This is a genomic window from Paenibacillus sp. FSL R5-0928, assembly GCF_037970385.1.
GTDB lineage: Bacteria > Bacillota > Bacilli > Paenibacillales > Paenibacillaceae > Paenibacillus_AQ > Paenibacillus_AQ odorifer.
Genome location: NZ_CP150225.1, coordinates 7,165,358 through 7,190,617, shown reverse-complemented (window position 1 = coordinate 7,190,617; position 25,260 = coordinate 7,165,358). Strand labels below are relative to the sequence as shown.

Sequence of the window (25,260 nt, the reverse complement as noted above, 5' to 3'; positions counted from 1 at the left end):
AGACTGTCACTCCTTTAAATCTTCCAAATGTGGCATCAGCCATGAAGTGGAAATGTCGAAGAAAATAGGTTGGTGCTGATATTTATCCCCAGTAGGCAATATGAAGAGACAAAAAAATATGGATAAATTTGATTTGTTCACAACTTTATCCACAGCTTGTTGATAATTAAGAGAACAAACAAATCTATTCACATTCAAAAGTAATACCATCATAGCAAAACGCCCCTTATTTTTCAATGAGCAGGGCTATTTTATCCACAAATTCAAGCACTTGTGTACAATTATTAGGAACACCACTACATATTGTTGATAATTTGTTTACGGTTCGACACTTTACGCCAAAGGTTCGATAATTTTATACACAGGTTGTGCTCAACTGTGAGCAGTCGACTTTATTTTTTGATCACAGGTGGATAACTGTCATATCTTGTGGATTACTTTTTTTCTGGGGAGAGTTGTGGATAAACACCTGAGCTTGAGGGGGAGGAACAAGCCGGTTACTAGGTTGACTTTTGCTCATAAAATGTGTTTAAATATATAAAGGTGTTTTCTGTAAGGATATGTCTCGATATATAAAAATGATGATTCTTGTAGATACTGTCCCTACTATAAGGACGGCTTAGTCCGTTTCTGCTTATATGACAGTAATTAAGTTCCTGTAAGGGAGGTGCAATTATGAGACCGACATTTAGACCAAATGTGAGCAAACGTAGTAAGGTTCACGGTTTCCGTAAAAGAATGAGCACGAAAAACGGCCGTAAAGTGCTGGCAGCTCGCCGCTTGAAAGGCAGAAAAGTTTTGAGTGCGTAAGTTAGGCCACTAAGGGACCACTGCGGTGGTCTTTTTTTACTGCTTTTTATTATTATTGCTCTGCAAAAGTCTAGGATCTCGCTTAATGCGCTAGCTACACTTTGCGGGGCTATTTAACGTATATTGAGAAATATTTTGTGAGAAGTTGAAATTATTTTTCCTACTATATATAGAAGCTTAATTTCAGCACAGTGAATGTGGTCGTTTATGGCTGCTTGCAAATGCCTATACTATTAGAAGAAAAAATTCGGAGGGACACTTAAACCGGATTTTTATGAAGGAGATTCCCGTGCACAAAAAGTTACGTTTACGAAACCGTGCCGACTTCAGTCGTGTATACCGCCATGGGAAGTCATTTGCGAATCATCAATTTGTAGTGTATTGGTTTGGCAAAAAAGAGGTAGAGCGATTTAGAGTAGGTGTGTCTGTTAGCAAAAAGGTCGGAAACGCGGTTGTCCGTAACCGTATGAGAAGATTAGTTAAGGAAATCGTCCGTCACCATGAACCCGAGATTGCAGGTGGCTTAGACATGGTGTTTATCGTAAGAAAAGGAGCGCTTTCCATGGAGTATGCAGAGCTCGAAAAAAGTGTGCTGCATGTGCTTCGTAAAGCCAAGCTACTCAAGGCTTCCCGCAAATAAAGGGTGCTTAAGAGGCTTGTTTATTTGTATTCATAATTATGGTATGATTTACGGTGGAATGGAATGTTTAAGAGAGGGGTTTTGAAGTGTCTCTAATGAAGACTAGACGAGGAAAATGGTTTCTCCTCATCACGGTAATGGTGTTGTCGTTAGCTGTTCTGTCGGGATGCGCTCCGTCGACTGCTGTTACGCACACTACGGAGGATTTGAAGAATGGAGGCTTCTGGCAAAGTAATGTAGTGTATTATTTCGCCATTGCCTTGGACAAGTTTGCAGATTGGTTTAACGGAGAATATGGTTTAGCCGTACTTGTGATGGTTATTATTGTCCGCACGTTGATTCTTCCGCTTACTATTAAACAGGTGAAGAGCTCGCGTGCAATGCAAGCCATTCAACCGGAACTCCAAAAGATCCAGAAAAAATATAAAGACACACCTGAAAAGGTGCAGCAAGAAACAATGCGTTTGTTCCAAGAGAACAAGGTTAACCCAATGGCGGGTTGTTTACCGCTGATCGTTCAAATGCCTATCTTTATCGCTCTCTACAACTCGATCTACTATAATCCACATCTACGGGAGCACACCTTCTTGTGGCTGGAGCTAGGTAAACCGGATCATCTGTTTATCTTACCAGTGCTAGCAGCATTAACAACATTTATTCAAACTAGAATGATGACCAAAATGAACCCAGTGCAACAACAAGGGCCAATGCAGTTCATGATGATGATCTATCCAGTTCTGATCTTCGTTATGTCGTACAACTTCCCTGCAGCCTTGCCACTATACTGGGTGTACAGTAACCTTTACACTATTATTCAGAACTACTTCTTATACCGCAACAACGATAAACACAAATTGGCAATCGCAAGTGCTGTAAAAAGTACAGATGACTCCAGTCCTGCTCCGAAGAGCAAAGGCGGCAACAAGTCATCGAAGGGAGCCAAAAAGTCAAAATGAGCAAAGTCGTCGCAACAGGGAAAACCATTGAAGAAGCTGTAGAACGGGGACTAACCCAGCTTGGAGTTCAAAAGGACCGGGTAACGGTCAACGTACTTGAGCAGCCATCAAGAGGATTCCTGGGATTGATCGGTGCGAAAGGTGCCAAGGTTGAACTAACCTTGATAGCCGAAGCCGCACCGGCATCAGCGGCGAGTGCTCCGTCACTGCCTCAACAGTCAGCAAGAGAGAGCAAACAGGAGGCCATCGGCGGTGTGCCACGCCAAGATTCCGGACAACCGGTGGAGGAAGCTTACCAAGAAGCCGTTCATTTCATTGTGGATGTCGCTAAGAGCATGGGGCTCGAAGTGGAGGTAGAAATCGTCCACACCAAGGAATCCACGATTCTGCAAATTTCCGGTCCAGATTTGGGACTGTTAATTGGCAGAAGAGGACAAACTCTCGATGCTCTACAGTATTTGGCTAATATTGTAGCTAACCGTTATTCCGACAGTTTTATACGGCTTGTGTTAGATGCAGAGAACTTCCGTGAGCGCCGTAAAAAAACGCTTGAAGAGCTGGCTGATCGTTTAGCCGGACGTGTAATTCGCACTCGTAAAGAGGTAGTACTGGAGCCAATGTCTCCTCAGGAGCGCAAGATTATCCACTCCAGGTTACAGGATCATCGGCAAGTGAGTACCCTCAGTAAAGGCGAAGAGCCAAATCGCCGCGTCGTTATAACCTTGAAGTAAAGACTATATGGATGCAATGACTCCTTGACCAATGTAAGGGGTCATTGTTTTTTTAAAAATAAAAGAACGTTTCTATTCAAAAAATATAAGTTTTGGGGTGAAAAACAGCATGCTTAGTGACACCATTGCTGCCGTATCGACGGCATTAGGCGAGGGAGGAATTGCTATTATTCGGGTAAGTGGCCCACAGGCTATTTCCCAAGTGGCACCATTATTTCGCAGCCGAATTCCATTAACTGAAGCGGAATCGCATACCGTTCATTACGGACATATCGTCAGTCCTGATAACGGAGAGAAGATGGAAGAAGTGTTGGTAACCGTTATGAAAGGACCACGTTCTTTTACGACCGAGGATGTAGTAGAGATCAGTGCTCATGGCGGTGTAATTTCTGTAAGAAGAGTGATGGACTTACTTCTGCAGCAGGAGATAAGGTTAGCCGAGCCGGGGGAGTTCACCAAGCGTGCTTTCTTGGGCGGACGTATCGATTTATCGCAGGCTGAGGCTGTTATTGATCTGATTCGCTCTAAGTCTGACCGGGCTTTTTCTGTAGCTTTAAAACAGGTTAGCGGATCCTTATCGGATCGAATTCATGCTTTACGCCACACACTTATTGAGATGCTGGCTCATATTGAAGTGAATATAGATTATCCAGAACATGATGTAGAATCCATGACAGCTGAATTTATTAAAGATAAAAGCAGTGAGGTTATGGAGGGAATAACAAAGCTGCTTAAGACATCTAATGAAGGAAAAATACTTCGTGAAGGGATTACGACAGCTATTGTCGGACGTCCGAACGTTGGTAAATCATCATTGCTAAATGCATTAGCTCGTGAGAATAAAGCGATTGTAACAGATATTCCGGGAACAACACGTGATGTAATAGAAGAATTTATAACGATAAATAATATACCGCTTAAGCTGCTCGATACTGCGGGAATTCGTGAAACGATGGATGTTGTTGAGAAAATTGGGGTGGAGCGCTCCAAAGCGGCAGTTAGTGACGCCGACCTGATTCTACTTGTGCTGAATGCTAATGAAGAGCTGCATGAGGATGAATTGGCATTGATGGAACAAATACACGGTAGACAGTGCCTAGTAATCATGAATAAAATGGACTTACCGTCCAAACTGGATAAGGATAAGTTGCTCTCGTTTTTTGAGGAGTCTAACATTGTACCGATGTCCGTTCTGGAAGAGGAAGGTCTAGACAAACTTGAAGATGCCATTTCGACACTCTTTTTTGGTGGAAAGCTGGAATCGGGTGACTTGACATATGTGAGTAATGTGAGACATATAGCCCTGCTCAAAAAAGCCTATAAATCACTTCAAGATGCATACGATGCTGCAGAACAGTATATACCGATTGATATGATTCAAATCGATGTACGGCTCGCATGGGAACAGCTTGGGGAAATAATTGGCGATACTGCAGCTGACTCTTTGTTAGACCAAATATTCTCACAATTTTGTTTAGGAAAATAAGATTCACGATTTAATATAATTTCAAGGGGGAAACAGGACATGAGTTATGATGGAGGCAACTATGACGTTATCGTCATTGGCGCTGGTCATGCTGGCTGTGAAGCAGCACTGGCTGCAGCCCGGATGGGTTGCAGTACGTTAATGATCACAATTAACCTGGATATGGTTGCATTCATGCCCTGCAATCCGTCCATAGGCGGACCTGCCAAAGGACATGTAGTGCGTGAAATTGATGCGCTTGGCGGAGAAATGGGCCGCAATATAGATAAGACATTCATTCAACTGCGTATGCTGAATACAGGTAAAGGACCAGCAGTACATGCTTTACGTGCACAAGCTGATAAATTCCTTTATCAACATACAATGAAGGAAACTATGGAGAAAACGCCTAATTTGACACTTCGTCAAGGGATGGTTGAGCGTTTAATCGTTGAGGATGGACGTTGTGTAGGTGTAGTTACGAAGACTGGCACCGAATACCATAGTAAGACTGTTATCCTGACAACAGGTACTTACCTGCGCGGTAAAGTGATTATGGGTGAGCTAACATATGAAAGTGGACCTAACAATCAACAGCCATCCGTGAAGCTTTCTGAGAATTTGCGGGAGCTTGGGTTTGAATTGGTGCGTTTTAAAACAGGTACTCCACCACGTGTACATCGTGATACGATCGATTTCTCTAAGACAGAAATTCAACCAGGTGACGATGAACCGAAATTCTTTTCGTTCGAAACGAAATCATCCGATAACGAACAACTTCCTTGTTGGTTAACGTATACCTCTGAGGTTACTCATCAGATTATTAATGATAACCTTCATCGTGCGCCAATGTTCACAGGTATTATCGAAGGAACTGGCCCACGTTATTGCCCTTCTATAGAAGATAAGGTCGTAAGATTCAGTGATAAATCTAAGCATCAGATCTTTTTAGAGCCAGAGGGAAAAAATACATCGGAATACTATGTACAAGGTCTGTCCACTAGTCTTCCTGAGGATGTACAGCTAGCTATCTTACGTTCCATCCCTGGTATGGAAAAGGTAGAGATGATGCGTAACGGCTATGCTATTGAATATGATGCAATGGTACCTACACAGCTATGGCCATCTCTTGAAACTAAACGTCTTCCAGGTCTGTTCACTGCTGGACAAATCAATGGCACTTCCGGTTATGAGGAAGCAGCAGGCCAAGGGGTTATGGCTGGAATTAATGCAGCACGCAAAGTGCAAGACAAAGAACCCGTAATTCTAGATCGTTCACAGGGATACATTGGTGTACTCATTGATGATCTCGTGACTAAGGGAACGAATGAACCATACCGTCTGCTTACTTCACGTGCAGAATATCGTTTGTTGCTTCGCCATGACAATGCAGATCTAAGACTTACACCTATCGGTTACGACATTGGTTTGATCACACAGGAACGGTTTGATAACTTCACAGATAAGAAAGAACGGGTGGAGCGTGAAATTGTTCGTCTGCAAGAAACAAAGGTTAAACCTGTTGATGTAAATCAAGTACTAGCGCAATATGAATCGGCACCTATTGTAGATGGTAGCAATTTGCTTGTTCTGATGCGGCGCCCAGAGCTTGTATATAGTTTTGTTGATCAAGTATCACCATCACCAGAGATGCTGGATGCAGAAATGAAAGAGCAAGTAGAAATCCAAATTAAATATGCCGGATATATAGAAAAACAACTTCAACATGTGGAGCGCCTGCAAAAGATGGAGAAGAAGAAAATTCCAGATGACATTAATTATAATGAAATCCATGGATTAGCGATGGAAGCGCGGCAGAAGCTGACTAAGATTCACCCGATCTCTATCGGGCAGGCTTCTCGGATTGCGGGAGTTACACCTGCTGATATTTCCATTCTTCTTGTATATCTTGAGCATTACAACCGGGTAACCGCGGCGAAAGGATAAGCTATGGATAATACGGAAGTTCAATTCACACAACTATTACAGGAACGAGGCATATCCCTTACAGCAGAACAGTTAGCACAATTTGATCTATATTATAAGGAACTCGTATCCTGGAATGAAAAAATGAATCTCACGGGTATAACTGAGCGAGAGCAGGTATATACGAAGCATTTCTATGATTCTATTTCATTAGCTTTTTTCCTTGATATTAACGAGATCACCAATCTCGCAGATATCGGTTCAGGAGCTGGTTTTCCAGGAATTCCACTTAAAATATGTTTTCCTCATTTGAAGCTAACGATTGTTGATTCGCTCAATAAACGAATTTCATTTCTGCAGCATGTAAGTACGACATTGGGATTAACTGATGTACAATTGATCCATGGGCGGGCAGAGGATGTCGCGCGCAAGTTCACTCATCGTGATGCCTATGATTTGGTTACAGCACGTGCGGTAGCAAGACTGTCTTTATTGAATGAATTTTGTCTTCCCTTCACACGCAAAGATGGGGTGTTCGCTGCAATGAAGGGCAGCGATCCTTCAGAGGAATTAAGCGAAGCTAAGTACAGCTTAAAAGAGCTTCGTGCTGAACTCAGCAAAGTGGAGTCGTTCAGCTTACCAGTGGAGGAGTCGGATCGACATATTGTTATGATCCGTAAGACAGGAGCAACACCAGCTAAATATCCAAGAAAAGCGGGAATTCCTGCCAAAACGCCATTGATGAAATAATGTTTCACGTGAAACATTGCCGATACTCAAAGTTCCTTTAAGAGCATTCCCTTTGAACAAAGGGAATGCTCTTTTTTTATGAAGATGATGATAACAAAAATCGATAAATATCAATTTAGATGAAAATTAGATTTATAAGCTGATTTGGTTGTGCACCTGTAAAAATGCAGGAAAAATAGGTCTTTACGGAGAATATGATTATGTAGAGAAAAGTGATAGAATAGCATAGTAGACTTTAATTTTGTATATAACTCCTTCTCTGTACTCTTGTTCGAAAGAAGGAGAGATTATGATGCCTGTTCATTATAGGTAATTCCATAATATCAGAATGTTTTAGATTGCTGTACGATATGCTTTCCGTGAAGAAGGTCAAGAAGATCGTACTATAACGAAATTAGGTGGTTATGAACGGAATGAAAGAACAATTTACCAAGCTATTTGGGTTTAACGAGCGGAGCAGCGGAGAAGAAATCAAACAAATACCAGTTCATGAGGTCGTTAGCAGTCCTTACCAACCACGGACTATATTCGATGATGACAAAATTGATGAGTTATGTCAGACAATTAAAACTCATGGTGTCATTCAGCCTATTGTTGTCCGTATGCGAGATTCTATATATGAGATCATCGCAGGTGAACGGCGCTGGCGGGCAGTTAAAAAGCTTGGTTTAGAGACGATCCCTGCTATTGTCCGTGAGTTCAATGATTCGCAGGCTGCATCTATTGCGCTCATAGAAAATCTACAGCGTGAAGGTTTGACCTCCATAGAAGAAGCTGTCGCTTATCAGAAGTTAATTGATCTTCATCAATTAACACAAGAAAGCTTAGCACAACGCTTAGGCAAGAGTCAGTCGACTATAGCGAATAAGATTCGTTTACTCCACTTACCTGAAGAGGTTAAGACAGCATTGATGGAACGTCAGATTTCCGAAAGACATGCGCGTTCACTCTTATCACTGGATAGTGTGGAAATGCAATTAAAAGTTTTGGCAGAGATTATTGCAAAAGGATTAAATGTTAAACAGACGGAAGCTCGTATTGCTTTCTATAAACAAGTCTCACAAACTAAAAAGTCAAAACGGGTCTCCTATACCAAGGATGTTCGTCTAGCTCTTAATACAATTCGTCAATCTATTGATATGGTGTCAGGCTCAGGTATGGAAATCAAAACGTCAGAAAATGACCGTGGTGACCATTACGAGATTGTAATCCAAATCCCCAAAAGATAAATTGTTTCAAAAGCTGAAGGCGGCCTTAAAGTGATTGGCCGCCTTTTGTGTGACTTGAACCAGGATGTATTGCTCAGTCCTGCATTTTAGAGTTTTAGCCTATATAAAGTAACATAGTTTGGCCGTTTGTACTTGCGATCTACGAGAAGATTCTTCCTAACTATTCGAGGTGAAATTAGTGTCCAAGATTATTGCCATAGCAAATCAAAAAGGCGGTGTCGGTAAAACAACATCCTCTGTGAACCTAGGTGCCGGTATGGCTACATTAGGAAAAAGAGTGCTTCTAGTTGATATCGATCCTCAAGGCAACACTACCAGCGGCGTTGGCATCAACAAGGCGGACGTAGCGAATTGTATATATGACATTCTCATTAATGAAGTAAATCCTCTAGAAACGATACTCGAAACTCAAAATGAAGGACTGCACATCATCCCGGCGACCATTCAATTAGCGGGGGCGGAGATCGAATTAGTATCAACGATTTCCAGAGAGTTGAAATTGAAAAAAGCCCTAAATGCGGTTAAAAATAATTATGACTACATCATCATTGATTGTCCTCCATCCCTTGGGATTTTGACGATCAATTCCCTTACAGCTGCTGATTCGGTAATCATTCCGATTCAATGTGAATATTATGCGCTCGAAGGGTTGAGTCAGCTTTTAAACACTGTGCGTCTAGTGCAAAAAAATCTTAATCCGCATTTAAAAATAGAGGGAGTACTATTAACCATGTTGGATGCCCGTACGAATCTAGGGATCCAAGTCATCGAAGAGGTTAAAAAGTATTTTCAGGAAAAAGTTTACAGAACTATCATTCCTCGGAATGTTCGCTTAAGTGAGGCACCGTCTCATGGACAATCCATTATTACTTATGATCCTCGCTCAAAGGGAGCAGAAGTGTATTTAGAGTTGGCAAAGGAAGTGATTTCTTATGAGTAAACGTTTAGGGAAAGGTCTGGATGCTCTGATTCCTTCTTTATCTATTAATGAAGATGATAAGGTAGTAGAAATCCCATTAGCTCAATTACGGGCTAACCCTTATCAACCACGCAAGGATTTCAATGAAGAAGCAATCCAGGAATTGGCTGAGTCCATCAGACAACATGGCGTGATTCAACCGATCATTGTACGGAGTGTTTTGAAGGGGTATGAAATCATTGCCGGGGAACGCAGATTCCGGGCTTCGCAATATTGTGGTAAACCTACGATTCCAGCAGTCGTAAGAAATCTAAGTGATCAACAGGTTATGGAGATCGCCCTGATTGAGAACTTGCAACGTGAAAATTTAAACGCCATGGAAATCGCAGTTGCTTATCAAGGTTTGATGGATCAATTTTCACTCACACAAGAAGAGCTATCTCTGAAAGTTGGGAAGTCCAGATCACACATCGCCAACTTCCTAAGATTGCTTACTTTACCGGAAGAAGTAAAAGAATATGTTTCACGTGGAACAATGTCTATGGGACATGCGCGAGCTATTGTTGCCTTGAAAGATCCGGAAGTTATTAAACAATTGGCTGAACAATGCGTGGAACAGCAATGGAGCGTAAGAGAGCTTGAAGAAACGGTGAAAAATCTGGATCGAAAGCCAACGAACGGTACAAAGATTAAAGTTGTTAAACGTGATCCCTATATTGATAATGTAGAGGAAGTATTGCGTGAACGGTTTAAAACAACGGTTAAGATAAAACAAGGTAAGGAAAAAGGGAAGATTGAACTGAATTACTACAGTGCGCAGGACTTAGAAAGACTGTTGGAATTATTGGGTAACTAAATGGGTATCTATGCCAAGAACATATCCTGAGCTATCCGTAATCGGATAAGTAGGGGTATGTTTTTTCAAAATATAAGGATGTATAAAGTAGAGCTGAATATTATCCTTATATTTTCTACAGATAAGGTTATTATCAATAAAGGGTGACAACGTTATTTCTTCTTAATGAAAAAGAGTATGAGACGAGGAGCGGGGTTATGGAAGACTTCGTATATTTGGATCATGCGGCTACGTCCTGGCCTAAACCTCCAGAGGTGGCAGCTGCGATGATGAATGCTTTGCAGTCGGGAGCAAATGCTGGCAGAGGAAATTATTCGCTGGCCATGGGAAGCGGACGGGTGTTGGTGAGAGCCCGGAGTTTGCTGGCGGAGTTGTTTGGGGTTTCTAATGCACAAGACATAGCGTTTACCCAAAACACTACGATGTCATTAAATATGGCGATTAGAGGTACGCTCAAAGCAGGGGACCATGTAATCTCTACAATGACTGAACACAATTCTGTGCGGAGACCTTTGGAATATTTACGTAAGTCACTAGGGATAAGTGTTGATTATCTGAAGGTGGATCGGGCGGGTCAATTGGATTTGAAGGAATTGGGCAAAACGTTTCGACCAAACACTAAAATGGTAATTTGTAATCATAGCTCCAACTTACTAGGTAGTATACTTCCCATTGGTGAAATCGGAGATCTAACTAAAGCAAAGGGTGCTATATTTCTAGTGGATGCTGCTCAAAGTGCAGGCTCGCTTGATATTGATGTGAAAAAGATGAATATTGACTTATTAGCTTTTCCTGGGCATAAAGGATTGCTTGGACCACAAGGGACTGGTGGACTCTATATATCACCTAAATTGGATCTCGAGCCCTTAATGCATGGAGGCACAGGCAGTCAATCTGAGAATAGTGAACAACCCTCTGTTCGCCCAGATCGGTATGAAGCGGGAACGCAAAATGCGGTAGGAATTGCTGGTTTACTAGCCGGTGTTCAAAAGGTAAAATCGATAGGGACAAACGTTATCCACGAAAGAGAGTGGAAGCTGACTCAACTGCTGATGGAGGGGTTGTCCCATATTCCAAACATTAAACTATTAGGACCCACATTAGGGGCTCCGAGAACTGGAATTGTGTCGTTTGTAGTGGATGGGGAAGAATCGGCGAATATAGCCCACCGTCTAGATCGTGAGTATAAAATAGCCGTCAGAGCGGGTATGCATTGTACCCCACTGGCACATAAGGCTGTTGATACACTAGAAAGTGGTGCTGTTCGGGCGAGTGTAGGCGTAGATACAATAGAGCATAATATAAGCAGAATGCTAGCTGCTATGGATGAGTTATATGGCTGATGCCCGCAGCAGATAAATAAAAAGGATGGTCCATTCATGTCTGAAATGAATCAATTAATTAATGAACAGTTGCAGTGGTTTGTGTTTGGTTTCGTAGTAATTATGCTAGTACTGATAGTGACTGTAATCGCCCAGGGAGCTAAGTTGCGGACTATACGGCGCAAATATGAGGCCATGATGGCAGGAAGCGGTGTGGAGGATCTGGAAGGCCTTCTGGTTGATCTGAAGAACCAAAGCGACATGCTGGAAGAAGAACAACGTGAGCAAAAAGCGTTGATAGAAGCTACCCAAGTCAAAATCCGCAGCATGAAGTCAAATATAGCTCTCAAGCGTTATAATGCCTTCGGTGAACGTGGTAATGATTTGAGCTTCTCGGTGGCTATTCTGGATGACAATAGCAGTGGCATTGTATTAACCAGCCTTCATAATCGTGAGAACTCATATATTTACTCCAAGCCTATGCAAAATGGAGAGTCACAATATGCCTTATCGCCGGAAGAGAAAGAAGTTATAACTCTCGCGTTGCAGCAGAAGTAGCATGTAGGTTCCATTGTTTTAAAGCAGAATATAGACTTGTAGCGATAATATCAGATAATCGCATGACTAGACTTAGCCGTGTATTCTGCAATACGAAATACTCCATAAAGCCGCCGACATTAACGATTCCAGTCAAATGGATATCCCCAACCGGCGGCAATTGTTTATTTACGCCAGCTCCTGGTCTGAGGGGGCCTTCAACGACTTGGATGCAGCCAACACTAGTAGAGTGACCTAAGCAGGCATCTATTCCGATGACAAACGGGTTATTATATTTTTCATTAATTAGCGACAAAGTCTCTTCAAGATTGACGGCATGAACCGGTTCCTCAAGGGTACCGTATAAATGAAACAACGGGCTATGAAAACGGGATAATGCAGTACCAACAAGAGGACCGAGAGAATCTCCGGTGGAGCGATCAGTGCCTACACAGATGACGATAATTTGAGTCTCTGGACGCGTGCGTGAAAAGTGAAAAAGTAGCCGATGAGTAATTGCGGAATAGATATCGGGATCTGTATGTGATATTTTTAAACAGGACGTTTCTTGCGCTGCTGTAGCCTTGGATGAGGAGTTCATACCATCTTCCTTTCTAAAGGTGATTCTATTTGTTGGTATCTAGTATATGGATAGAAGAGGGGTTTTATACTACAGCAGCAAGAGATAGGACGATAAACCTATGGAGAGGCTTGACGTATATGCAGGATGAGATGTTAATAGCGTTTGACTCCACCCAGCAGGCGCTTCGTGCTGAAATGCTGCTTGAGTATGCTGAAATAGAAATTGATATATTTCCAACTCCGAAGGAAATCACCGCAGGCTGTGCAATTTCAATTCAGTTTTTTCAAAATGCGCTGGAAGAGGTAAAAAAGATTATAGTTGAGCAAGAAATAGAAATACGCGGCATTTACGGAAAACACAACGAGAACTACATACTGATTTAGGGGTAGGGAGGAGTACATGCGATGAATATGTGGATACTGGAGGCTGATACACCCGGTGCGGATACATTAAAAGATGCCATTCGCTTTAAAGATAAGGTGTGGAATTGGTTTACCGATGCTGATATGTGGGCGGATGTATTATTTGCGGGTCTACGGATTCTTGTTATTTTTCTCTTAACCCGGGTTATTATTAAAATTGTTTCTAATATTATTGATCGTTCGCTTGAGCGTAAAACCGGTGGCAGACTTCTGTCCAACACACGAAGGTTTACTACGGTTGGGGAATTGATGAAAAATGTAGTGACAGTTATCTGTAATTTTGTGATGATCATGCTCGTGCTTTCTGAGTTCCACTTCGATTTGGCACCATTGTTGGCTGGAGCGGGTGTACTTGGTTTAGCAGTAGGTTTTGGGGCGCAAAGTTTGGTGAAGGATGTTATTACAGGTTTCTTTATTATTTTAGAGGATCAATTTGCAGTGGGTGATGTGATTCAAACAGGTACCTATAAAGGAACTGTAGAATTAATCGGACTGCGAACAACCAGGCTGTTAAGCACAACTGGAGAAGTATTTATTATCCCGAATGGATTAATCACGAACGTGACCAATTATTCTCTCTCGAATGCATTGGCTGTAGTTGATGTTCCTGTAAAAATGGAGCGCAGCTTGGAGGCCACGCTAGGTTTGATTGGAGAAGCGTTAAAGGGAATAGAAGAGCGTAACTCTAATGTGCTTGCTTATCCTAATGTGCTCGGTATACAGTCCATGAGTACTTCGGAATATGTAATTCGTATAGCGGCTAGCTGTTTACCCAATGCAAAAGAGGTTGCGGAGAGACAGATTCAGAATGATATTAAGCAGGCACTAGAGAAACTAAGCAGTCTAGAGCAGGCTCAAGCTGCTCAAGCCGAAGAGGAAGCTCGTTTGAAGGCAGAAGAAGAAGCAAAGGCTGAAATTGAACTGGGAAAAACAGAAAATGAGCAGGAAGTATCGGATACGCCTGACACTGGATCAAGACGCCAAATCGCAGCTACACAAGAGGGGAAAAAGGGGGAAGGGTAGTGGAACGTAAAGTTTTTCAGCTTGGAGATATTGTACAGATGAAGAAACAGCATCCTTGCGGATCTAATGAGATGGAGATCATTCGTATGGGGATGGATATCCGCATTAAGTGTACAGGATGTCAGCACAGTGTTCTGATTCCCCGGGCGAAATTCGAGAAGAATATGAAGAAGGTACTGCGTTCTGCAGAGGGAAATACAGACAATAATTAAGCTTGCAAATGGCATGTCTGCATGATACAATTATTTTTGCTGCGGAGAGGTACCCAAGAGGCCCAAGGGGGCTGACTCGAAATCAGTTAGGCGTGTCACAGCGTGCGTGGGTTCGAATCCCACCCTCTCCGCCACTTCAGCATAATATAACATTTTAATGAATCCTTCGTTCCTGTAACGGAGGTTTTTTTGTGTCCAATGAGCTGTTTGCAAAAGATCATAACATGCAAAAAGAAGGGCCCTTTCGGGTCCTTCTTTAAGAGGCAGTACATCAATGATGTTGGAATTTCTCTGTATATAGCTACTAAAGTGATTTAGGCGTTGCTGAGGTTACTGCTTTTTAGACAATAACCCACTACTATTCCCAGCTAACAATAGATGCTGAATCAGATATCCTGTGATTGTGTTCGTCTACGACGGCCAACGGAACCACACCTCTCTTTTGTACTGCCTGAGAATAGTATGGTGTAATGTCGGTTTTTTTATACACATTTATTTTTAATTAATGTACACGTGCTTTTTCAACCTTTTTCCACTTCCGATTTTTGTTACTGGTCTCGGGGAAGGTATCCCCTTTTTCCATTTTAATATGCTGTGGATTCTGAATTTCGGTATGGAAGCTTCGCGCTTCACCTACCTCTGTATACATGCCTGGATTGGGGGCTTTGTCGCCTTTTTCATATTCCGTCTTTTCGCCCATCATTATCGCTCCTTCCTTAAGTGCAGATGAATTCACTGATTATTGTGCGCAGGTAGGGTTTTTTTCATGTAAAAAGAGGGTGGAGGGTTGTCCGGTATTAATATTGCTTGCACTCTGCTGCTCGTTTTGGTATATTAATCAGGTGCGAGTCTATGTTTGTGCTCGTTCCTTGCTCCTGACGTGATTAGGGGCCTCAGACCATAAGGAGGTGAAAATTATGCGCAAATATGAAGTGATGTACATTATTCGTCCTGACATTGAACAAGAAGCTGTTCAAGCAGCAGTCGATAAATTCCAAGGCATCATCTCCAATGGCGGGGAAATTACAAAGCACGAAGTGCAAGGTAAACGCCGTCTTGCGTATGAGATCAAGAAATTCCGTGATGGCGTTTATGTTTTGGTTAACTTCAATGCAGAACCTGCAGTAGTTACTGAATTAGAACGTCTTATGAAGATTTCTGACGAAGTTATTCGTTATCTCATTACGAACGACGTTGCTTAAGATCTTGACAAGCTTTGTAATGAATCGCTCTAAAGGAGGGGACCAGAATTGTTGAACCGTATCATTTTGATCGGACGGTTGACCCGTGACCCGGAACTTCGTTATACTCCCGCTGGTGTTGCCGTAACTCAATTTACGCTTGCCGTAGATCGTAACTTTACGGGCCAGAACGGTGAACGTGAGGCAGACTTCATCCCGGTTGTTACCTGGAGACAGCTAGCAGAAACCTGTGCCAATTATTTGCGCAAAGGTCGTCTGACAGCAGTGGAAGGACGCATCCAAGTGCGGAACTATGAGAATAACGAAGGTAAACGTGTATACGTAACTGAAGTTATTGCTGATAATGTTCGTTTCCTGGAATCTTCACAAAGCCGTGAAGGTGGAAATACTTCAAGTGGTGCAAGTAGTATGCCTGAAGAGCCAGCATATGGTGGCGGTGGTAACGCTGGACGCGGAAATAACAACAATAATTTCTCGCGTAACAACAATACTCAAGATCCTTTTTCGGGCGATGGTAAACCGATTGATATATCGGATGATGATTTGCCATTTTAATTAGGAAGGACTGAAAAGAATATGGCTTTTAAACCAAGAGAAGGCGCTGACAACGACAAAAGACCAGCACGTCGTGGTGGACGCAACAAGCGTAAAAAAGTTTGCTTTTTCACTGTGAACAAAATTACTCACATTGATTATAAAGATACTGAACTTCTTAAGAAGTTCATCAGCGAACGTGGAAAGATTTTGCCACGCCGTGTAACAGGTACAAGTGCAAAATACCAACGCGCTCTTACCATTGCTGTAAAACGCTCGCGTCAAATCGCGTTGCTTCCTTACACAACGGAATAGGACGTTTTATAAAAGCAGTCGGGAAACCGGCTGCTTTTTTTGTTGTGAAAAGCCAGCGTGCGGATTGCGTTTGACGTTCAATCTGGAATGTGTTAAATTACAGCTATCCTATAATAAAAGGGGAAATATTGATGTTGGTGACCGTTCTTAACTAGCAATTTCATAACACTGGATTAGGAAGGCTTTAGCAGGCTCGTCTTTTGGCGTTTACGTGCTCTATTTGAGTCCGTCTCGCACAGATGTCTGTTGTTCCTAACGGTGGATGATTTAGTTAAGAACACACGAAGCGTCATATGGCCTCTTTACGGCTATTGTTCTCTTTGTAATTAACCGTGCTCTTAGAGCACGGTTTTTTTGTTTTTCGGCCACCCTGGCTTTTATAGGGGGACCTTAAAACGACAGAGAACAATAGCATAAAAAGAAGGGCAAGGACTGCCATAGTGGCATTCTTTGTCCTTTTTGCGTTAGGGAGATTTTGTTCCAAAAAATAGTTAGATCAATAAGGAGGATTTGCTGTGAATTTACAAAGTCTAAACACGTTGGAATACGAAATTATTAAAACCGAGCTTAGCCGTCATGCGGTATCTTATGTAGGAAAGAAAACTGTAGAAGAGCTTATGCCTATGACCTATTTGCCTTCCATTCAAAGAGCGATGGAGGAAACGTCTGAAGCTAAAGAGCTGCTGGAGCGGGGGTCCAGTGTACCGATTCCTTCATTAGAGGGGATTGAGTGGATCATGTCACTAATGGGGACTGGATATCTGTACAGTGAGCAAGACTTCACTGCAGTGGCTACATTTCTAAAGAGCTGTAGTCAATTGCGCAAATATATGGCTTCTAAAGAGCAAAGTGCTCCCCGGATTGCTGCTTATGCCTCCTCGCTGCTGGAATTAAATCATGTGCGGGAAGCAATTGACCGCTGTATCCGCTTTGGGGGAATTGATGATGGAGCTAGTAAGGGGTTAGAGCGGGTTCGTAAACGGATTGGCGTAGCTAAAGAACGTCTTCATAAAAAAATTGACGGGATCATGTCGCGCCATCAATCGATTTTGCAAGAGAATATTTATAGTCAGCGTGGTGGACGTTACGTTATCCCCGTAAAGCGGGAGTATCATAAGCAAATAAAGGGATCGGTACTTGATCAATCCACAAGTGGACAGACGGTGTTCATCGAACCAGATGAGATCGCCTCCATGCAGATTGAGCTGGATTTGTTATTAGGAGAAGAGGCACGTGAAGAAGCTGTGATCCTCAGTATGCTGACCAGCATGGTAGAACAGGAACAAACTGCACTGCGCCTAAATATCGAGGTTACAGGCACCTATGATTTTATTTTTGCCAAAGCAAAATACGCACGAACGCTGGGAGCATCTGAGGTTACTCTAAATGATAGGGGTTTTCTAAGGATGAACGGAGGCAGGCATCCCATGCTGCAGGGCATGATTCCAATTAGCCTGGAGATTGGGAAGGGATATAAATCCCTAATCATTACAGGTCCAAATACAGGCGGTAAAACGGTGGTGCTCAAGACCCTCGGGCTGCTGACCCTCATGGCTCAATCCGGGTTGTTGATTCCGGTCGAGGAGGGGAGTGAGTTTACGGTCTTTACGGATGTGATCAGTGTAATCGGAGACGGACAAAGTTTGGCCCAATCACTGAGTACATTTTCGGCACAAATGAAGAGTATTGAGGGAATGCTGAGAGATGCCTCTAAAGGGGTGCTGCTGCTCATTGACGAGCTGGCGGCAGGTACAGACCCTGGGGAAGGAATCGCCCTCTCAATCGCCATTCTGGAAGAGCTGAGCCGTAAAGGGGCGAATATTATCGTCACAACCCACTTTAACGAGCTAAAAGCCTTTGCCGCTGCGACAGCCGGTTTTCAAAATGCACGAATGGAATTCGACAAAGAAACGCTGCAGCCGTTGTATCGTCTGACTATCGGAGAAGCGGGGGAGAGTTATGCTCTGCAAATTGCTAAAAAGCTGGGTATCCAGGATAACGTTATCAAGCGATCGTGGGAGATCGTTGAGGCGCAGCAGCAAAGGCTGCAGAAAGGTGATGGGTCGGCATGGGCAAGTCTTTTTAGCAAAGAGGGAGAGAAAGGGAAGACTGCAACTGTTATAGAGGATTTTGAAAAAGAAGAAACGGCTGTGGAATCACTGAGCGATAAGGAGAAGCAGACCCAATATGAAATTGGTGATGCCGTTCTTGTAACTTCACTGGGGCGGATAGGCATTGTTTATGAGAAAAAAGATCACTTAGGAATGGTCGGAGTGATGATCCAGAAGCAAAAAATGCGGATTAATCATAAACGTTTAAAGCCATATCTATCCAAAGATGAGCTGTATCCTGAGGAATATGACTTTGATATAATTTTTGAGAGCAAGGATACCCGTAAAAAGCGTAAATTGATGCAGCGTAAGCATGTCGAAGGCCTGAGAATTACGCATAAGGATGAAGAATAATGAAATAAAGGGATCTGCCTATGAGGTAGGTCCCTCTTTTTTTATAAATACTATGAAATATGCGTAAATTCAAGCAGGAGTATAGGCCTAAAGCTTAGAAGTTATTGTAACCATTCTAAAACTTTGTTACAGTAAATATTTATTCCATAGCTTAGATGTAGATATACGTTCAACTAGAGAAGGGAAGGAACACATGAAGAATAAGAAGATATGCGGGTTCTTGTTAACAATGCTCGTGATGACTACTGTATTGTCAGCATGCAGCAGAGCAGGTACCAGCAGTAATTCATTATCTTTACATCACAATGAGGTGGTCGAAAAGCCACAGACTGGCGGAGTAGTTACTTATGGATACTCATCGCCGTTTATGGGCTTCTTTGAGCCTGCTTTTTATGAAGGTGAAGATGATTTTCATGTGCTGGAGTTTATTACTGAGGCCATGTTTACGATAGATGATGATTTATCAACGGTTCCTAATATCGCCACTTGGCAAGAGTCCGAGGATCATAGAATATTTACCTTTAAAATCAAACCGGGAATCCGTTGGCATAATGGAGATGAACTGACCGTAGAGGACTGGAAATTTGCGATGGAGACTATTGCTAGTCCAGACTACACCGGATCACGTTATTATAGTGTGGAAATGATTCAAGGTGCGGAAGCCTATCATAAAGGTGAGGCGAAGAATATAACAGGTCTTAAGGTTATAGATCCTTATACTTTGAAAATAACAATGACAGCTGCCCGCGTAAATACGATTGATAATCTATGGCCGTATCCGATGAATAAAAAATATTATACTGGAGTCGCTGTTAAGGATATGCCTGAGAGTGATCAGATGCGAAAAAATCCGATTGGGATTGGCCCCTTTGAGGTGAGCCTTATTGAACCTGGCCAGCGGGTGGAGATGAAGCGCTTTGATCAATACTATAAAGGTAAGGCTTTATTGGATGGTGTGTTGTATAAGGTATTTGATGACAAGGAAATCATCAGCCTGTTTGAACAAGGCGTAATTGATATAGAGAATGCTCCACGAGATACTTATGAAAAGTTGAGTAAACTCGATAATATTAATATTTTACAATCAAATGAGCTTGCTTATGAGTATATAGGGTTTAAATTTGGGTATTGGGATAGTGAAGCTGAAAAAATCGTAATGGATAACCCTAAATTTGCGGATAAAAGATTACGTCAGGCGATGTATTATGCACTTGATCGGGAGGGGATCATTCAATCATTTTCTCATGGGTTAGGCAAGCCTATAGAAACTCCGGTTTCCAGTGCAAGCTGGGCGAAGATCCCTGATAGTCAGATTAATACGTATCCCTATGATCCGGAAAAAGCGAAGCAGCTGCTTGATGAGGCTGGTTTTGTAGATGTTGATGGAGATGGGCTGCGTGAGGATCAAAAAGGAGAAAAGTTAGTTATTAATTACGATTCTATGCTAGGCAGTCATTCAGCGGAGTTACGAACTGCTGCTATTCTGGAGGATTGGCGAAATGTGGGACTTGATGTGCAGCTTAATGGTGGGGCGTTAAAAGAGCTCAACACCTTCTATGAAGCAGTAGAGGCTGATGATCCTTCCATTGAGTTGTTTAACGGGGTATGGGGATTAGCTAATGATCCTGATCCTTCAGGTCTCTGGAGAGAGAATGATTTGTGGAACTACCCACGTTGGTCCTCGGAGCGGAATGAAGAATTGATTCGCGATGGCACAAGTATGAAGGCGTATGATAGAGATTATCGACAACAAATCTATTATGAATGGCAGAAGCTAGTGAATGAAGAGGTTCCAATGATCTTTTTTGCGGAAAGAGAAAGCATTACTGCTGTCAATAAACGTCTACAAGGTGTGCGTGTTGATTCTTTGGGCTCCATAATTGAGCCTAATAAATGGTGGATAAAGGACTAAATTAAAAAAAATAAAAAAAATTACGCAAAAAGTGAAATCAAATTGCTGTTTCATTCGTCATATATATTATGGAGGATGACAACGATGAAGAGACGGATATTAATATGGGCTGGTGCAGCTTTGATAGTCGTTGTCTTAATTACGGTGTGGAGGCCTATCGAGTTGGGCTTTAAACCGGATATTGACGCGGGTTCAGCAGTGCTGCTAGATATGGATAGTGGAGACATATGGGTCAATATAAACGGCGATGTGCCTATGCCACCGGCCAGTGTGTCTAAATTAATGACTGAAATGATTGTGCTGGATCACATAACCTCTGGAACCCTTAGGTGGGAGGATAGAGTCCCTATTAGTGCTTACGCCAGTCAAATGGGAGGTATGAGTCTCTCATTAAAACGAGGAGATTTCTATACAGTAAGGGAGCTATTCGAAGGCATCACCATATATTCTGCTAATGATGCTGCAGTTGCATTGGCAGAATATATGGCAGGATCAGAGGATTCTTTTGTACTTATGATGAATGATAGAGCACGTAGTTTAGGTTTATCTCCTAATACGGTATTTACCAACGCCTCTGGATTGTCGAGCAAGGATCTTGGTATCATTCGTCAGCCTACGCATATCGGTGGCCAGACGATGATGACAGCGAGGGATACAGCCAAATTGGCAGCTGCGCTAATCCATAATCATCCTGATGTACTGAATATTTCCGGTCGTACACAGATGCAATTAAAGGATAAAGGGTTATATGTTAGTAATAGCAACCTTATGCTTCCAGGTATGGGCGGAGCTTACGCATACGATGGAGCAGATGGGTTGAAGACTGGATATGATAGCCAGACGGGATATTGTATTGCGGGATCAGCCCAGAGGGAGGGGCACCGGCTTATTGCGGTCGTTATGGGGGCGGAGACTTATGGCAGCCGATTTGAGGGTGCTGCTAAATTGTTCGATTATGGGTTTTTCCGCGGTTTACATTATGGAGAACGGGTAAAACATATTATACATGCCCTTGGAATTCGAAGTTAAATTTGGAGCATCATACCAGTAATTATCACTTGGTATGGTGCTTTTTCCCTATTCATGTCGGTATTTGTTGTTTCTTTTTATCCATTTAGTGATTACAATAGAAATATTGTTTTATCCCATATTATTTTAAAAACGCAAAAAAACTTTTTTTCTATAATTTAGAATGACCCGAATTTCCTGAAAGGGGGGACAATAAGATAATGGAATAAGGGACAGTAAATTCGTCGCCGAGAGAAATAAAACCATGACTGCCTGAGAACGATCAGGAGGCATTGTAAATATATGGTACGTGTAATTATTCTACAATAAAGAAGGAATCAAAGATGAAAAAAATAAAGAAAAGATACATTGCGCTAATTGTTCTCGTCGTTATTATAGCGGGAGGTTTTCTCTTTCGGAATTCTTTGGCCGTATTAGCTTTTGACCTCTTTTTGTCCGATCGGGTAGAAAGCAAGCTGAAAGAAGAATCTTACCAGCCACTTAAGGATGAGAATAAGGTTAAGCCAGAGCCGGTTGTATACAAAAGCGATCCATTCTCGCTGATGCTGCTCGGGACTGATCAACGCGACAATGAAACCGCACGTTCGGACACGATGATGTATGCTGTTGTTCGCCCAGAGGATTACAAAATTCTGCTTATTTCTATTCCACGTGATACGTATACCGAGATTATTGGGCATAACGATAATAAAAAAGATAAGATTACCCATGCTTATGCTTTTGGTGGGCAGCAAATGGCTAAGGATACTCTGGAAGCACTGCTGGAGCATGATATTCAGTATTATGCCACCATTAACTTTCAAGGGCTCAAGGATGCCGTTGATGCTATTGGAGGCGTTCCGCTGCCAATCAAGAAGGACATTGTAAACAAGGGTAAGGACCATGAAAAGTTTACGATCGAGGGTGGAAAGTCGAATTATAACGGTCAAGAAGCACTTAACTATACACGCTACCGTGAAGATAGTGACTTTAACCGGACCAAACGCCAACAGGTTTTTATTGATGTTGTAGCTAATAAAATGTTATCGATCAGCCAAATCGGCAATATTCCAAAGCTGCTGGATATTATGGGCGATAATTTTAAGACCGATATAGAGCCTTCAATGATCATTAGTCTGGCCAAGAAATTCATGGGCGGCAAAGACATGGATATCTCAAGCTTTACGGTAATGGGCGAAGGAAAACGTATTGACGGACTTTATTATGATATCGTTGATGAAGAGGATTTGCGTGAAGCTAAGGCGCTGATTGATAATTGGATGAATGCAGGAACACCAGTAGATCAACTGATTGAGCCGGGAAAAGCAAGTAATGCACTCGAGCCCAAAGCAACAGCAGTTACGCAGTAATTCTAATTGGAAAGCTAAACTCATATAAATAAATTGCAGCAGCCATAAACATTCTCATGGCTGCTGCTTACTGTCTTCATGTTATAATGAATTGGAACTATTATTTAGCTGCTACGTATAATCACATTGGTATGGCAGTAAAAGGAAGTTAAAGAACCGTAATTCCTTCGGAACTCTTTGAGGAGGATCAAGAGATGAATATTGCATTTTTTTTACTTCCGAAACAGGAGGTGGCCTGCGTAACGCTCGATTCTACGCTGCGCCAAACGCTTGAGAGGATGGAGTTTCACCGCTATACAGCAGTCCCGATTCTTAACCGTAATGGAGAGTATGCCGGCACGGTAACGGAAGGTGATCTGCTCTGGTACATGAAAGAGTCGGAGGGCAAGGTTTCGTTTGAGAACGCTTCAAAATTTTTGCTGAAGGACGTTCCATTACGTATGAATAACAAGCCGGTCTCGATTGATGCGGATATGGAAGATCTAATTAATTTGGCTAAGGTGCAGAACTTTGTACCTGTGGTCGATGATATGAACCGGTTTATTGGAATTGTTCGCCGGAGTCAAGTCATAGAGTATTGCGAGAAATTTGTAACAAGACAATCACAGGAATCATTATAGTCCCAGTGTATTCGCGGTTATAGAAGCTATCGGAACAAGGCCTGTATTTCCGGCGATAACGGAATGCGGGTCTTTTTTAAAGAAAGCTCCTCTCCAAAAAGAGGCATAGTCAGCATGGATTGAAGCATACTTAAGGGGCGCGGGGCGTCCAGTGTGACACCGATTTTTTTATGCTATAATGGAGAATAAAGCTTTTTGCCGGAGGTAGAGAGACGTGTCCAATGTGCCGAAGGATCTGGATGTAGCCAAGCGCGCCAAGGTAATTGAATGGCTGAAAACCGAAGTGATTGATCAAGTTTCACGGTTATTTAAAGCGTTATGGGAAGGCAGTACTACCCGTGTCGGTGACAGTCTGGCTAGCTTGATTATGAGCTCTTATATTTTGGGCCGCAGACTAGGGATTCCTTATCGTTCTTTAGATGACTTGCTACTGGAGAAGCTTAGAAAGCACAAGCAGGAAGGGCATCAACTGGAAGATTGGTACCAAGATATATCTGCTTTAGAAGAACATATGCGTAAGAGGTGAATACTGTTGAAATTTCGCTGGTCATCTGTGGCTTGGAGCGTAGCATACTTACTTTTGCTGCTTAGTTTAACGACTCCACTCCTCATCATCACTACCCTGTTTATGATTGTTCCGGCAGTAGTGTTGTTTACTACACTGAACACGAGACAATTTGTGCTGCATGTATTGCCGGTGTTGCTGATTGTAGGCTTGATTACACCAATTTATCTGTTGATAGCTGCGTATTTCTTAATACCGGCTCTGGTTATGGGGCGCTGGTATAAAAGACATGCCCCGGCCATGTCTACTGTGATCGCAGGTACGGTTACGATTCTTGCACAGTTCCTGCTGCTTTTGCTGCTGGGTACGGCATTATTTAATTTTGACCTGTCTACCTATGTGAACGATGTATTGCAAATGGTTAATTCACCTCTGTCCGAGCTCGGAACTACCAATCCTCTGCTCACTGATATTGGATTTTCAACTGAGGATGTAAACAAGATAAGTCATATGACGGTCCAAATGATCCCTATGACTCTAATCGTAAGCTCCTTCATGATTGCTGTGATTACGCATGCTATTGCCCGCCCGATTCTGAACAGTATGAATTATGCAGTGCCTAAGATGAAGCCTGCACGTGAATGGAGACTTTCGAGATCGTTTATTTGGTACTATCTGATTGGTGTTGTTCTACAGCTCTTCTTCTCAGGGTCGGAGAACAATTTCATCCTCATGATTTCTGCCAATCTTCTGCCATTGCTGCGAATTGGCTTTATGATTCAGGCCATCGGATTTTTCTTCTTCCTGGCGCATGAACGCAAATGGAACAAGATGTCTGCCGTTTTGTTAGCGATACCGGTTATTTTACTGCCGCCGCTGCGCATTATTGGTATTATTGATCTTGCGTTCCCACTGCGGGAGTATGTGACCAAATCGAAACGATAGGGT

Annotated in this window: 27 protein-coding genes and 1 tRNA gene; 26 read left to right on the top strand and 2 right to left on the bottom strand. The window is 42.5% G+C overall.

Translation table 11 applies throughout. The features are described 5' to 3' along the window. Positions 1 to 675: 675 nt before the first annotated feature. The 12 genes from rpmH to MKZ16_RS32500 all read left to right on the top strand — a co-directional run bounded on the left by rpmH (position 676) and on the right by MKZ16_RS32500 (position 12,162). On the top strand, positions 676 to 810 hold the full coding sequence (gene rpmH, locus MKZ16_RS32555) for a 50S ribosomal protein L34 (protein WP_036677745.1): 135 nt from the start codon (positions 676 to 678) through the stop codon (positions 808 to 810). A 289-nt stretch (positions 811 to 1,099) separates the two neighbouring features. Beyond that, positions 1,100 to 1,450, top strand: coding sequence for a ribonuclease P protein component (gene rnpA / locus MKZ16_RS32550; protein ID WP_036677842.1), 351 nt, complete (start codon positions 1,100 to 1,102; stop codon positions 1,448 to 1,450). An 86-nt stretch (positions 1,451 to 1,536) separates the two neighbouring features. After that, a complete protein-coding gene (locus MKZ16_RS32545; protein ID WP_036677747.1) occupies positions 1,537 to 2,406 on the top strand; it encodes a YidC/Oxa1 family membrane protein insertase in 870 nt (289 codons plus the stop codon). Further along, complete coding sequence (jag, locus tag MKZ16_RS32540) at positions 2,403 to 3,137, top strand: RNA-binding cell elongation regulator Jag/EloR (RefSeq protein WP_036677749.1); 735 nt, start codon at positions 2,403 to 2,405, stop codon at positions 3,135 to 3,137. The genes MKZ16_RS32545 and jag overlap by 4 nt, the downstream gene beginning before the upstream one ends. Positions 3,138 to 3,246: 109 nt before the next feature. Beyond that, entirely contained in the window at positions 3,247 to 4,623 is a 1,377-nt protein-coding gene (gene mnmE / locus MKZ16_RS32535; protein ID WP_076099801.1) for a tRNA uridine-5-carboxymethylaminomethyl(34) synthesis GTPase MnmE, read from the top strand. Positions 4,624 to 4,662: 39 nt separating this feature from the next. Further along, a complete protein-coding gene (mnmG, locus tag MKZ16_RS32530) occupies positions 4,663 to 6,549 on the top strand; it encodes a tRNA uridine-5-carboxymethylaminomethyl(34) synthesis enzyme MnmG (RefSeq protein WP_036677754.1) in 1,887 nt (628 codons plus the stop codon). Positions 6,550 to 6,552: 3 nt separating this feature from the next. Further along, complete coding sequence (rsmG, locus tag MKZ16_RS32525; RefSeq protein WP_076105182.1) at positions 6,553 to 7,278, top strand: 16S rRNA (guanine(527)-N(7))-methyltransferase RsmG; 726 nt, start codon at positions 6,553 to 6,555, stop codon at positions 7,276 to 7,278. 413 nt (positions 7,279 to 7,691) lie between these two features. Beyond that, on the top strand, positions 7,692 to 8,507 hold the full coding sequence (noc, locus tag MKZ16_RS32520) for a nucleoid occlusion protein (protein WP_036677760.1): 816 nt from the start codon (positions 7,692 to 7,694) through the stop codon (positions 8,505 to 8,507). A 178-nt stretch (positions 8,508 to 8,685) separates the two neighbouring features. After that, on the top strand, positions 8,686 to 9,447 hold the full coding sequence (locus MKZ16_RS32515; RefSeq protein WP_036677762.1) for an AAA family ATPase: 762 nt from the start codon (positions 8,686 to 8,688) through the stop codon (positions 9,445 to 9,447). Further along, the gene (locus tag MKZ16_RS32510) at positions 9,440 to 10,282 is read left to right on the top strand and encodes a ParB/RepB/Spo0J family partition protein (protein WP_036677764.1); all 843 of its coding nucleotides are present in this window, start codon (positions 9,440 to 9,442) and stop codon (positions 10,280 to 10,282) included. The genes MKZ16_RS32515 and MKZ16_RS32510 overlap by 8 nt, the downstream gene beginning before the upstream one ends. Positions 10,283 to 10,479: 197 nt before the next feature. Continuing rightward, entirely contained in the window at positions 10,480 to 11,625 is a 1,146-nt protein-coding gene (locus tag MKZ16_RS32505) for an aminotransferase class V-fold PLP-dependent enzyme (protein ID WP_076105181.1), read from the top strand. A 36-nt stretch (positions 11,626 to 11,661) separates the two neighbouring features. Further along, entirely contained in the window at positions 11,662 to 12,162 is a 501-nt protein-coding gene (locus tag MKZ16_RS32500; protein ID WP_038573966.1) for a DUF4446 family protein, read from the top strand. Here the strand turns inward: MKZ16_RS32500 and yyaC are convergent. Next, positions 12,134 to 12,742: a spore protease YyaC gene (gene yyaC / locus MKZ16_RS32495; protein WP_036677770.1), complete on the bottom strand. Its 609-nt coding sequence runs from the start codon at positions 12,740 to 12,742 to the stop codon at positions 12,134 to 12,136. The two genes, MKZ16_RS32500 and yyaC, sit on opposite strands and share 29 nt — an antisense overlap. A gap of 119 nt (positions 12,743 to 12,861) precedes the next feature. Between yyaC and MKZ16_RS32490 the strand changes: the two genes are divergently transcribed. The 4 genes from MKZ16_RS32490 to MKZ16_RS32475 all read left to right on the top strand — a co-directional run bounded on the left by MKZ16_RS32490 (position 12,862) and on the right by MKZ16_RS32475 (position 14,515). Continuing rightward, positions 12,862 to 13,107 (top strand): DUF3343 domain-containing protein, encoded by a 246-nt coding sequence (locus tag MKZ16_RS32490; protein ID WP_036677843.1) that lies wholly within the window; start codon positions 12,862 to 12,864, stop codon positions 13,105 to 13,107. 21 nt (positions 13,108 to 13,128) lie between these two features. Next, positions 13,129 to 14,169 carry a mechanosensitive ion channel family protein gene (locus tag MKZ16_RS32485; protein ID WP_051490990.1) on the top strand — a complete coding sequence of 347 codons (1,041 nt, stop codon included), beginning with the start codon at positions 13,129 to 13,131 and terminating at the stop codon, positions 14,167 to 14,169. Then, a complete protein-coding gene (locus MKZ16_RS32480; RefSeq protein ID WP_036677772.1) occupies positions 14,169 to 14,381 on the top strand; it encodes a DUF951 domain-containing protein in 213 nt (70 codons plus the stop codon). Before MKZ16_RS32485 ends, MKZ16_RS32480 begins: the two co-directional genes overlap by 1 nt. Before the next feature lie 43 nt (positions 14,382 to 14,424). Next, positions 14,425 to 14,515: transfer RNA gene (locus MKZ16_RS32475), tRNA-Ser, on the top strand. A 368-nt stretch (positions 14,516 to 14,883) separates the two neighbouring features. Here MKZ16_RS32475 and MKZ16_RS32470 read toward each other — a convergent pair. After that, positions 14,884 to 15,081, bottom strand: a complete 198-nt coding sequence (locus MKZ16_RS32470) for a YjzC family protein (RefSeq protein WP_036677774.1) — start codon at positions 15,079 to 15,081, stop codon at positions 14,884 to 14,886. A 217-nt stretch (positions 15,082 to 15,298) separates the two neighbouring features. Here MKZ16_RS32470 and rpsF point away from each other — a divergent pair, with 217 nt between their 5' ends. The 10 genes from rpsF (at position 15,299) to MKZ16_RS32420 (ending at position 25,257) form a co-directional block, all read left to right on the top strand. Then, a complete protein-coding gene (gene rpsF, locus MKZ16_RS32465) occupies positions 15,299 to 15,583 on the top strand; it encodes a 30S ribosomal protein S6 (protein ID WP_036677776.1) in 285 nt (94 codons plus the stop codon). A 48-nt stretch (positions 15,584 to 15,631) separates the two neighbouring features. Beyond that, positions 15,632 to 16,138, top strand: a complete 507-nt coding sequence (gene ssb, locus MKZ16_RS32460; protein ID WP_036677780.1) for a single-stranded DNA-binding protein — start codon at positions 15,632 to 15,634, stop codon at positions 16,136 to 16,138. A gap of 21 nt (positions 16,139 to 16,159) precedes the next feature. Beyond that, positions 16,160 to 16,432 carry a 30S ribosomal protein S18 gene (gene rpsR, locus MKZ16_RS32455; protein ID WP_036651767.1) on the top strand — a complete coding sequence of 91 codons (273 nt, stop codon included), beginning with the start codon at positions 16,160 to 16,162 and terminating at the stop codon, positions 16,430 to 16,432. Between the two features lie 515 nt (positions 16,433 to 16,947). Next, positions 16,948 to 18,897 carry a DNA mismatch repair protein MutS gene (locus MKZ16_RS32450; protein ID WP_076105180.1) on the top strand — a complete coding sequence of 650 codons (1,950 nt, stop codon included), beginning with the start codon at positions 16,948 to 16,950 and terminating at the stop codon, positions 18,895 to 18,897. Positions 18,898 to 19,090: 193 nt separating this feature from the next. Further along, positions 19,091 to 20,809 (top strand): oligopeptide ABC transporter substrate-binding protein, encoded by a 1,719-nt coding sequence (gene opp4A, locus MKZ16_RS32445; protein WP_076105179.1) that lies wholly within the window; start codon positions 19,091 to 19,093, stop codon positions 20,807 to 20,809. An 84-nt stretch (positions 20,810 to 20,893) separates the two neighbouring features. After that, a complete protein-coding gene (locus MKZ16_RS32440; RefSeq protein WP_036677789.1) occupies positions 20,894 to 21,838 on the top strand; it encodes a D-alanyl-D-alanine carboxypeptidase family protein in 945 nt (314 codons plus the stop codon). A gap of 323 nt (positions 21,839 to 22,161) precedes the next feature. Further along, positions 22,162 to 23,187: an LCP family protein gene (locus MKZ16_RS32435; RefSeq protein ID WP_038573960.1), complete on the top strand. Its 1,026-nt coding sequence runs from the start codon at positions 22,162 to 22,164 to the stop codon at positions 23,185 to 23,187. A 194-nt stretch (positions 23,188 to 23,381) separates the two neighbouring features. Further along, on the top strand, positions 23,382 to 23,807 hold the full coding sequence (locus MKZ16_RS32430) for a CBS domain-containing protein (RefSeq protein WP_036677795.1): 426 nt from the start codon (positions 23,382 to 23,384) through the stop codon (positions 23,805 to 23,807). Between the two features lie 223 nt (positions 23,808 to 24,030). Further along, a complete protein-coding gene (locus MKZ16_RS32425) occupies positions 24,031 to 24,333 on the top strand; it encodes a MazG-like family protein (RefSeq protein WP_170914153.1) in 303 nt (100 codons plus the stop codon). A 6-nt stretch (positions 24,334 to 24,339) separates the two neighbouring features. Continuing rightward, positions 24,340 to 25,257, top strand: coding sequence for a DUF2232 domain-containing protein (locus MKZ16_RS32420; protein WP_036677800.1), 918 nt, complete (start codon positions 24,340 to 24,342; stop codon positions 25,255 to 25,257). The last annotated feature ends 3 nt before the right edge of the window (positions 25,258 to 25,260 follow it).

What these genes read in the sequence shown, in the direction of transcription:
- rsmG (WP_076105182.1), top strand. Translation starts at nt 6,553, where the DNA reads ATGGATAATACGGAAGTTCAATTCACACAACTATTACAGGAACGAGGC.
- rpsR (WP_036651767.1), top strand. Translation starts at nt 16,160, where the DNA reads ATGGCTTTTAAACCAAGAGAAGGCGCTGACAACGACAAAAGACCAGCA.
- jag (WP_036677749.1), top strand. Translation starts at nt 2,403, where the DNA reads ATGAGCAAAGTCGTCGCAACAGGGAAAACCATTGAAGAAGCTGTAGAA.
- MKZ16_RS32435 (WP_038573960.1), top strand. Translation starts at nt 22,162, where the DNA reads ATGAAAAAAATAAAGAAAAGATACATTGCGCTAATTGTTCTCGTCGTT.
- MKZ16_RS32470 (WP_036677774.1), bottom strand. Translation starts at nt 15,081, where the DNA reads ATGGGCGAAAAGACGGAATATGAAAAAGGCGACAAAGCCCCCAATCCA.
- noc (WP_036677760.1), top strand. Translation starts at nt 7,692, where the DNA reads ATGAAAGAACAATTTACCAAGCTATTTGGGTTTAACGAGCGGAGCAGC.
- MKZ16_RS32485 (WP_051490990.1), top strand. Translation starts at nt 13,129, where the DNA reads ATGAATATGTGGATACTGGAGGCTGATACACCCGGTGCGGATACATTA.
- MKZ16_RS32440 (WP_036677789.1), top strand. Translation starts at nt 20,894, where the DNA reads ATGAAGAGACGGATATTAATATGGGCTGGTGCAGCTTTGATAGTCGTT.
- MKZ16_RS32500 (WP_038573966.1), top strand. Translation starts at nt 11,662, where the DNA reads ATGTCTGAAATGAATCAATTAATTAATGAACAGTTGCAGTGGTTTGTG.
- mnmG (WP_036677754.1), top strand. Translation starts at nt 4,663, where the DNA reads ATGAGTTATGATGGAGGCAACTATGACGTTATCGTCATTGGCGCTGGT.
- MKZ16_RS32510 (WP_036677764.1), top strand. Translation starts at nt 9,440, where the DNA reads ATGAGTAAACGTTTAGGGAAAGGTCTGGATGCTCTGATTCCTTCTTTA.
- rpmH (WP_036677745.1), top strand. Translation starts at nt 676, where the DNA reads ATGAGACCGACATTTAGACCAAATGTGAGCAAACGTAGTAAGGTTCAC.
- MKZ16_RS32430 (WP_036677795.1), top strand. Translation starts at nt 23,382, where the DNA reads ATGAATATTGCATTTTTTTTACTTCCGAAACAGGAGGTGGCCTGCGTA.
- rpsF (WP_036677776.1), top strand. Translation starts at nt 15,299, where the DNA reads ATGCGCAAATATGAAGTGATGTACATTATTCGTCCTGACATTGAACAA.
- MKZ16_RS32490 (WP_036677843.1), top strand. Translation starts at nt 12,862, where the DNA reads ATGCAGGATGAGATGTTAATAGCGTTTGACTCCACCCAGCAGGCGCTT.
- MKZ16_RS32505 (WP_076105181.1), top strand. Translation starts at nt 10,480, where the DNA reads ATGGAAGACTTCGTATATTTGGATCATGCGGCTACGTCCTGGCCTAAA.
- yyaC (WP_036677770.1), bottom strand. Translation starts at nt 12,742, where the DNA reads ATGAACTCCTCATCCAAGGCTACAGCAGCGCAAGAAACGTCCTGTTTA.
- mnmE (WP_076099801.1), top strand. Translation starts at nt 3,247, where the DNA reads ATGCTTAGTGACACCATTGCTGCCGTATCGACGGCATTAGGCGAGGGA.
- opp4A (WP_076105179.1), top strand. Translation starts at nt 19,091, where the DNA reads ATGAAGAATAAGAAGATATGCGGGTTCTTGTTAACAATGCTCGTGATG.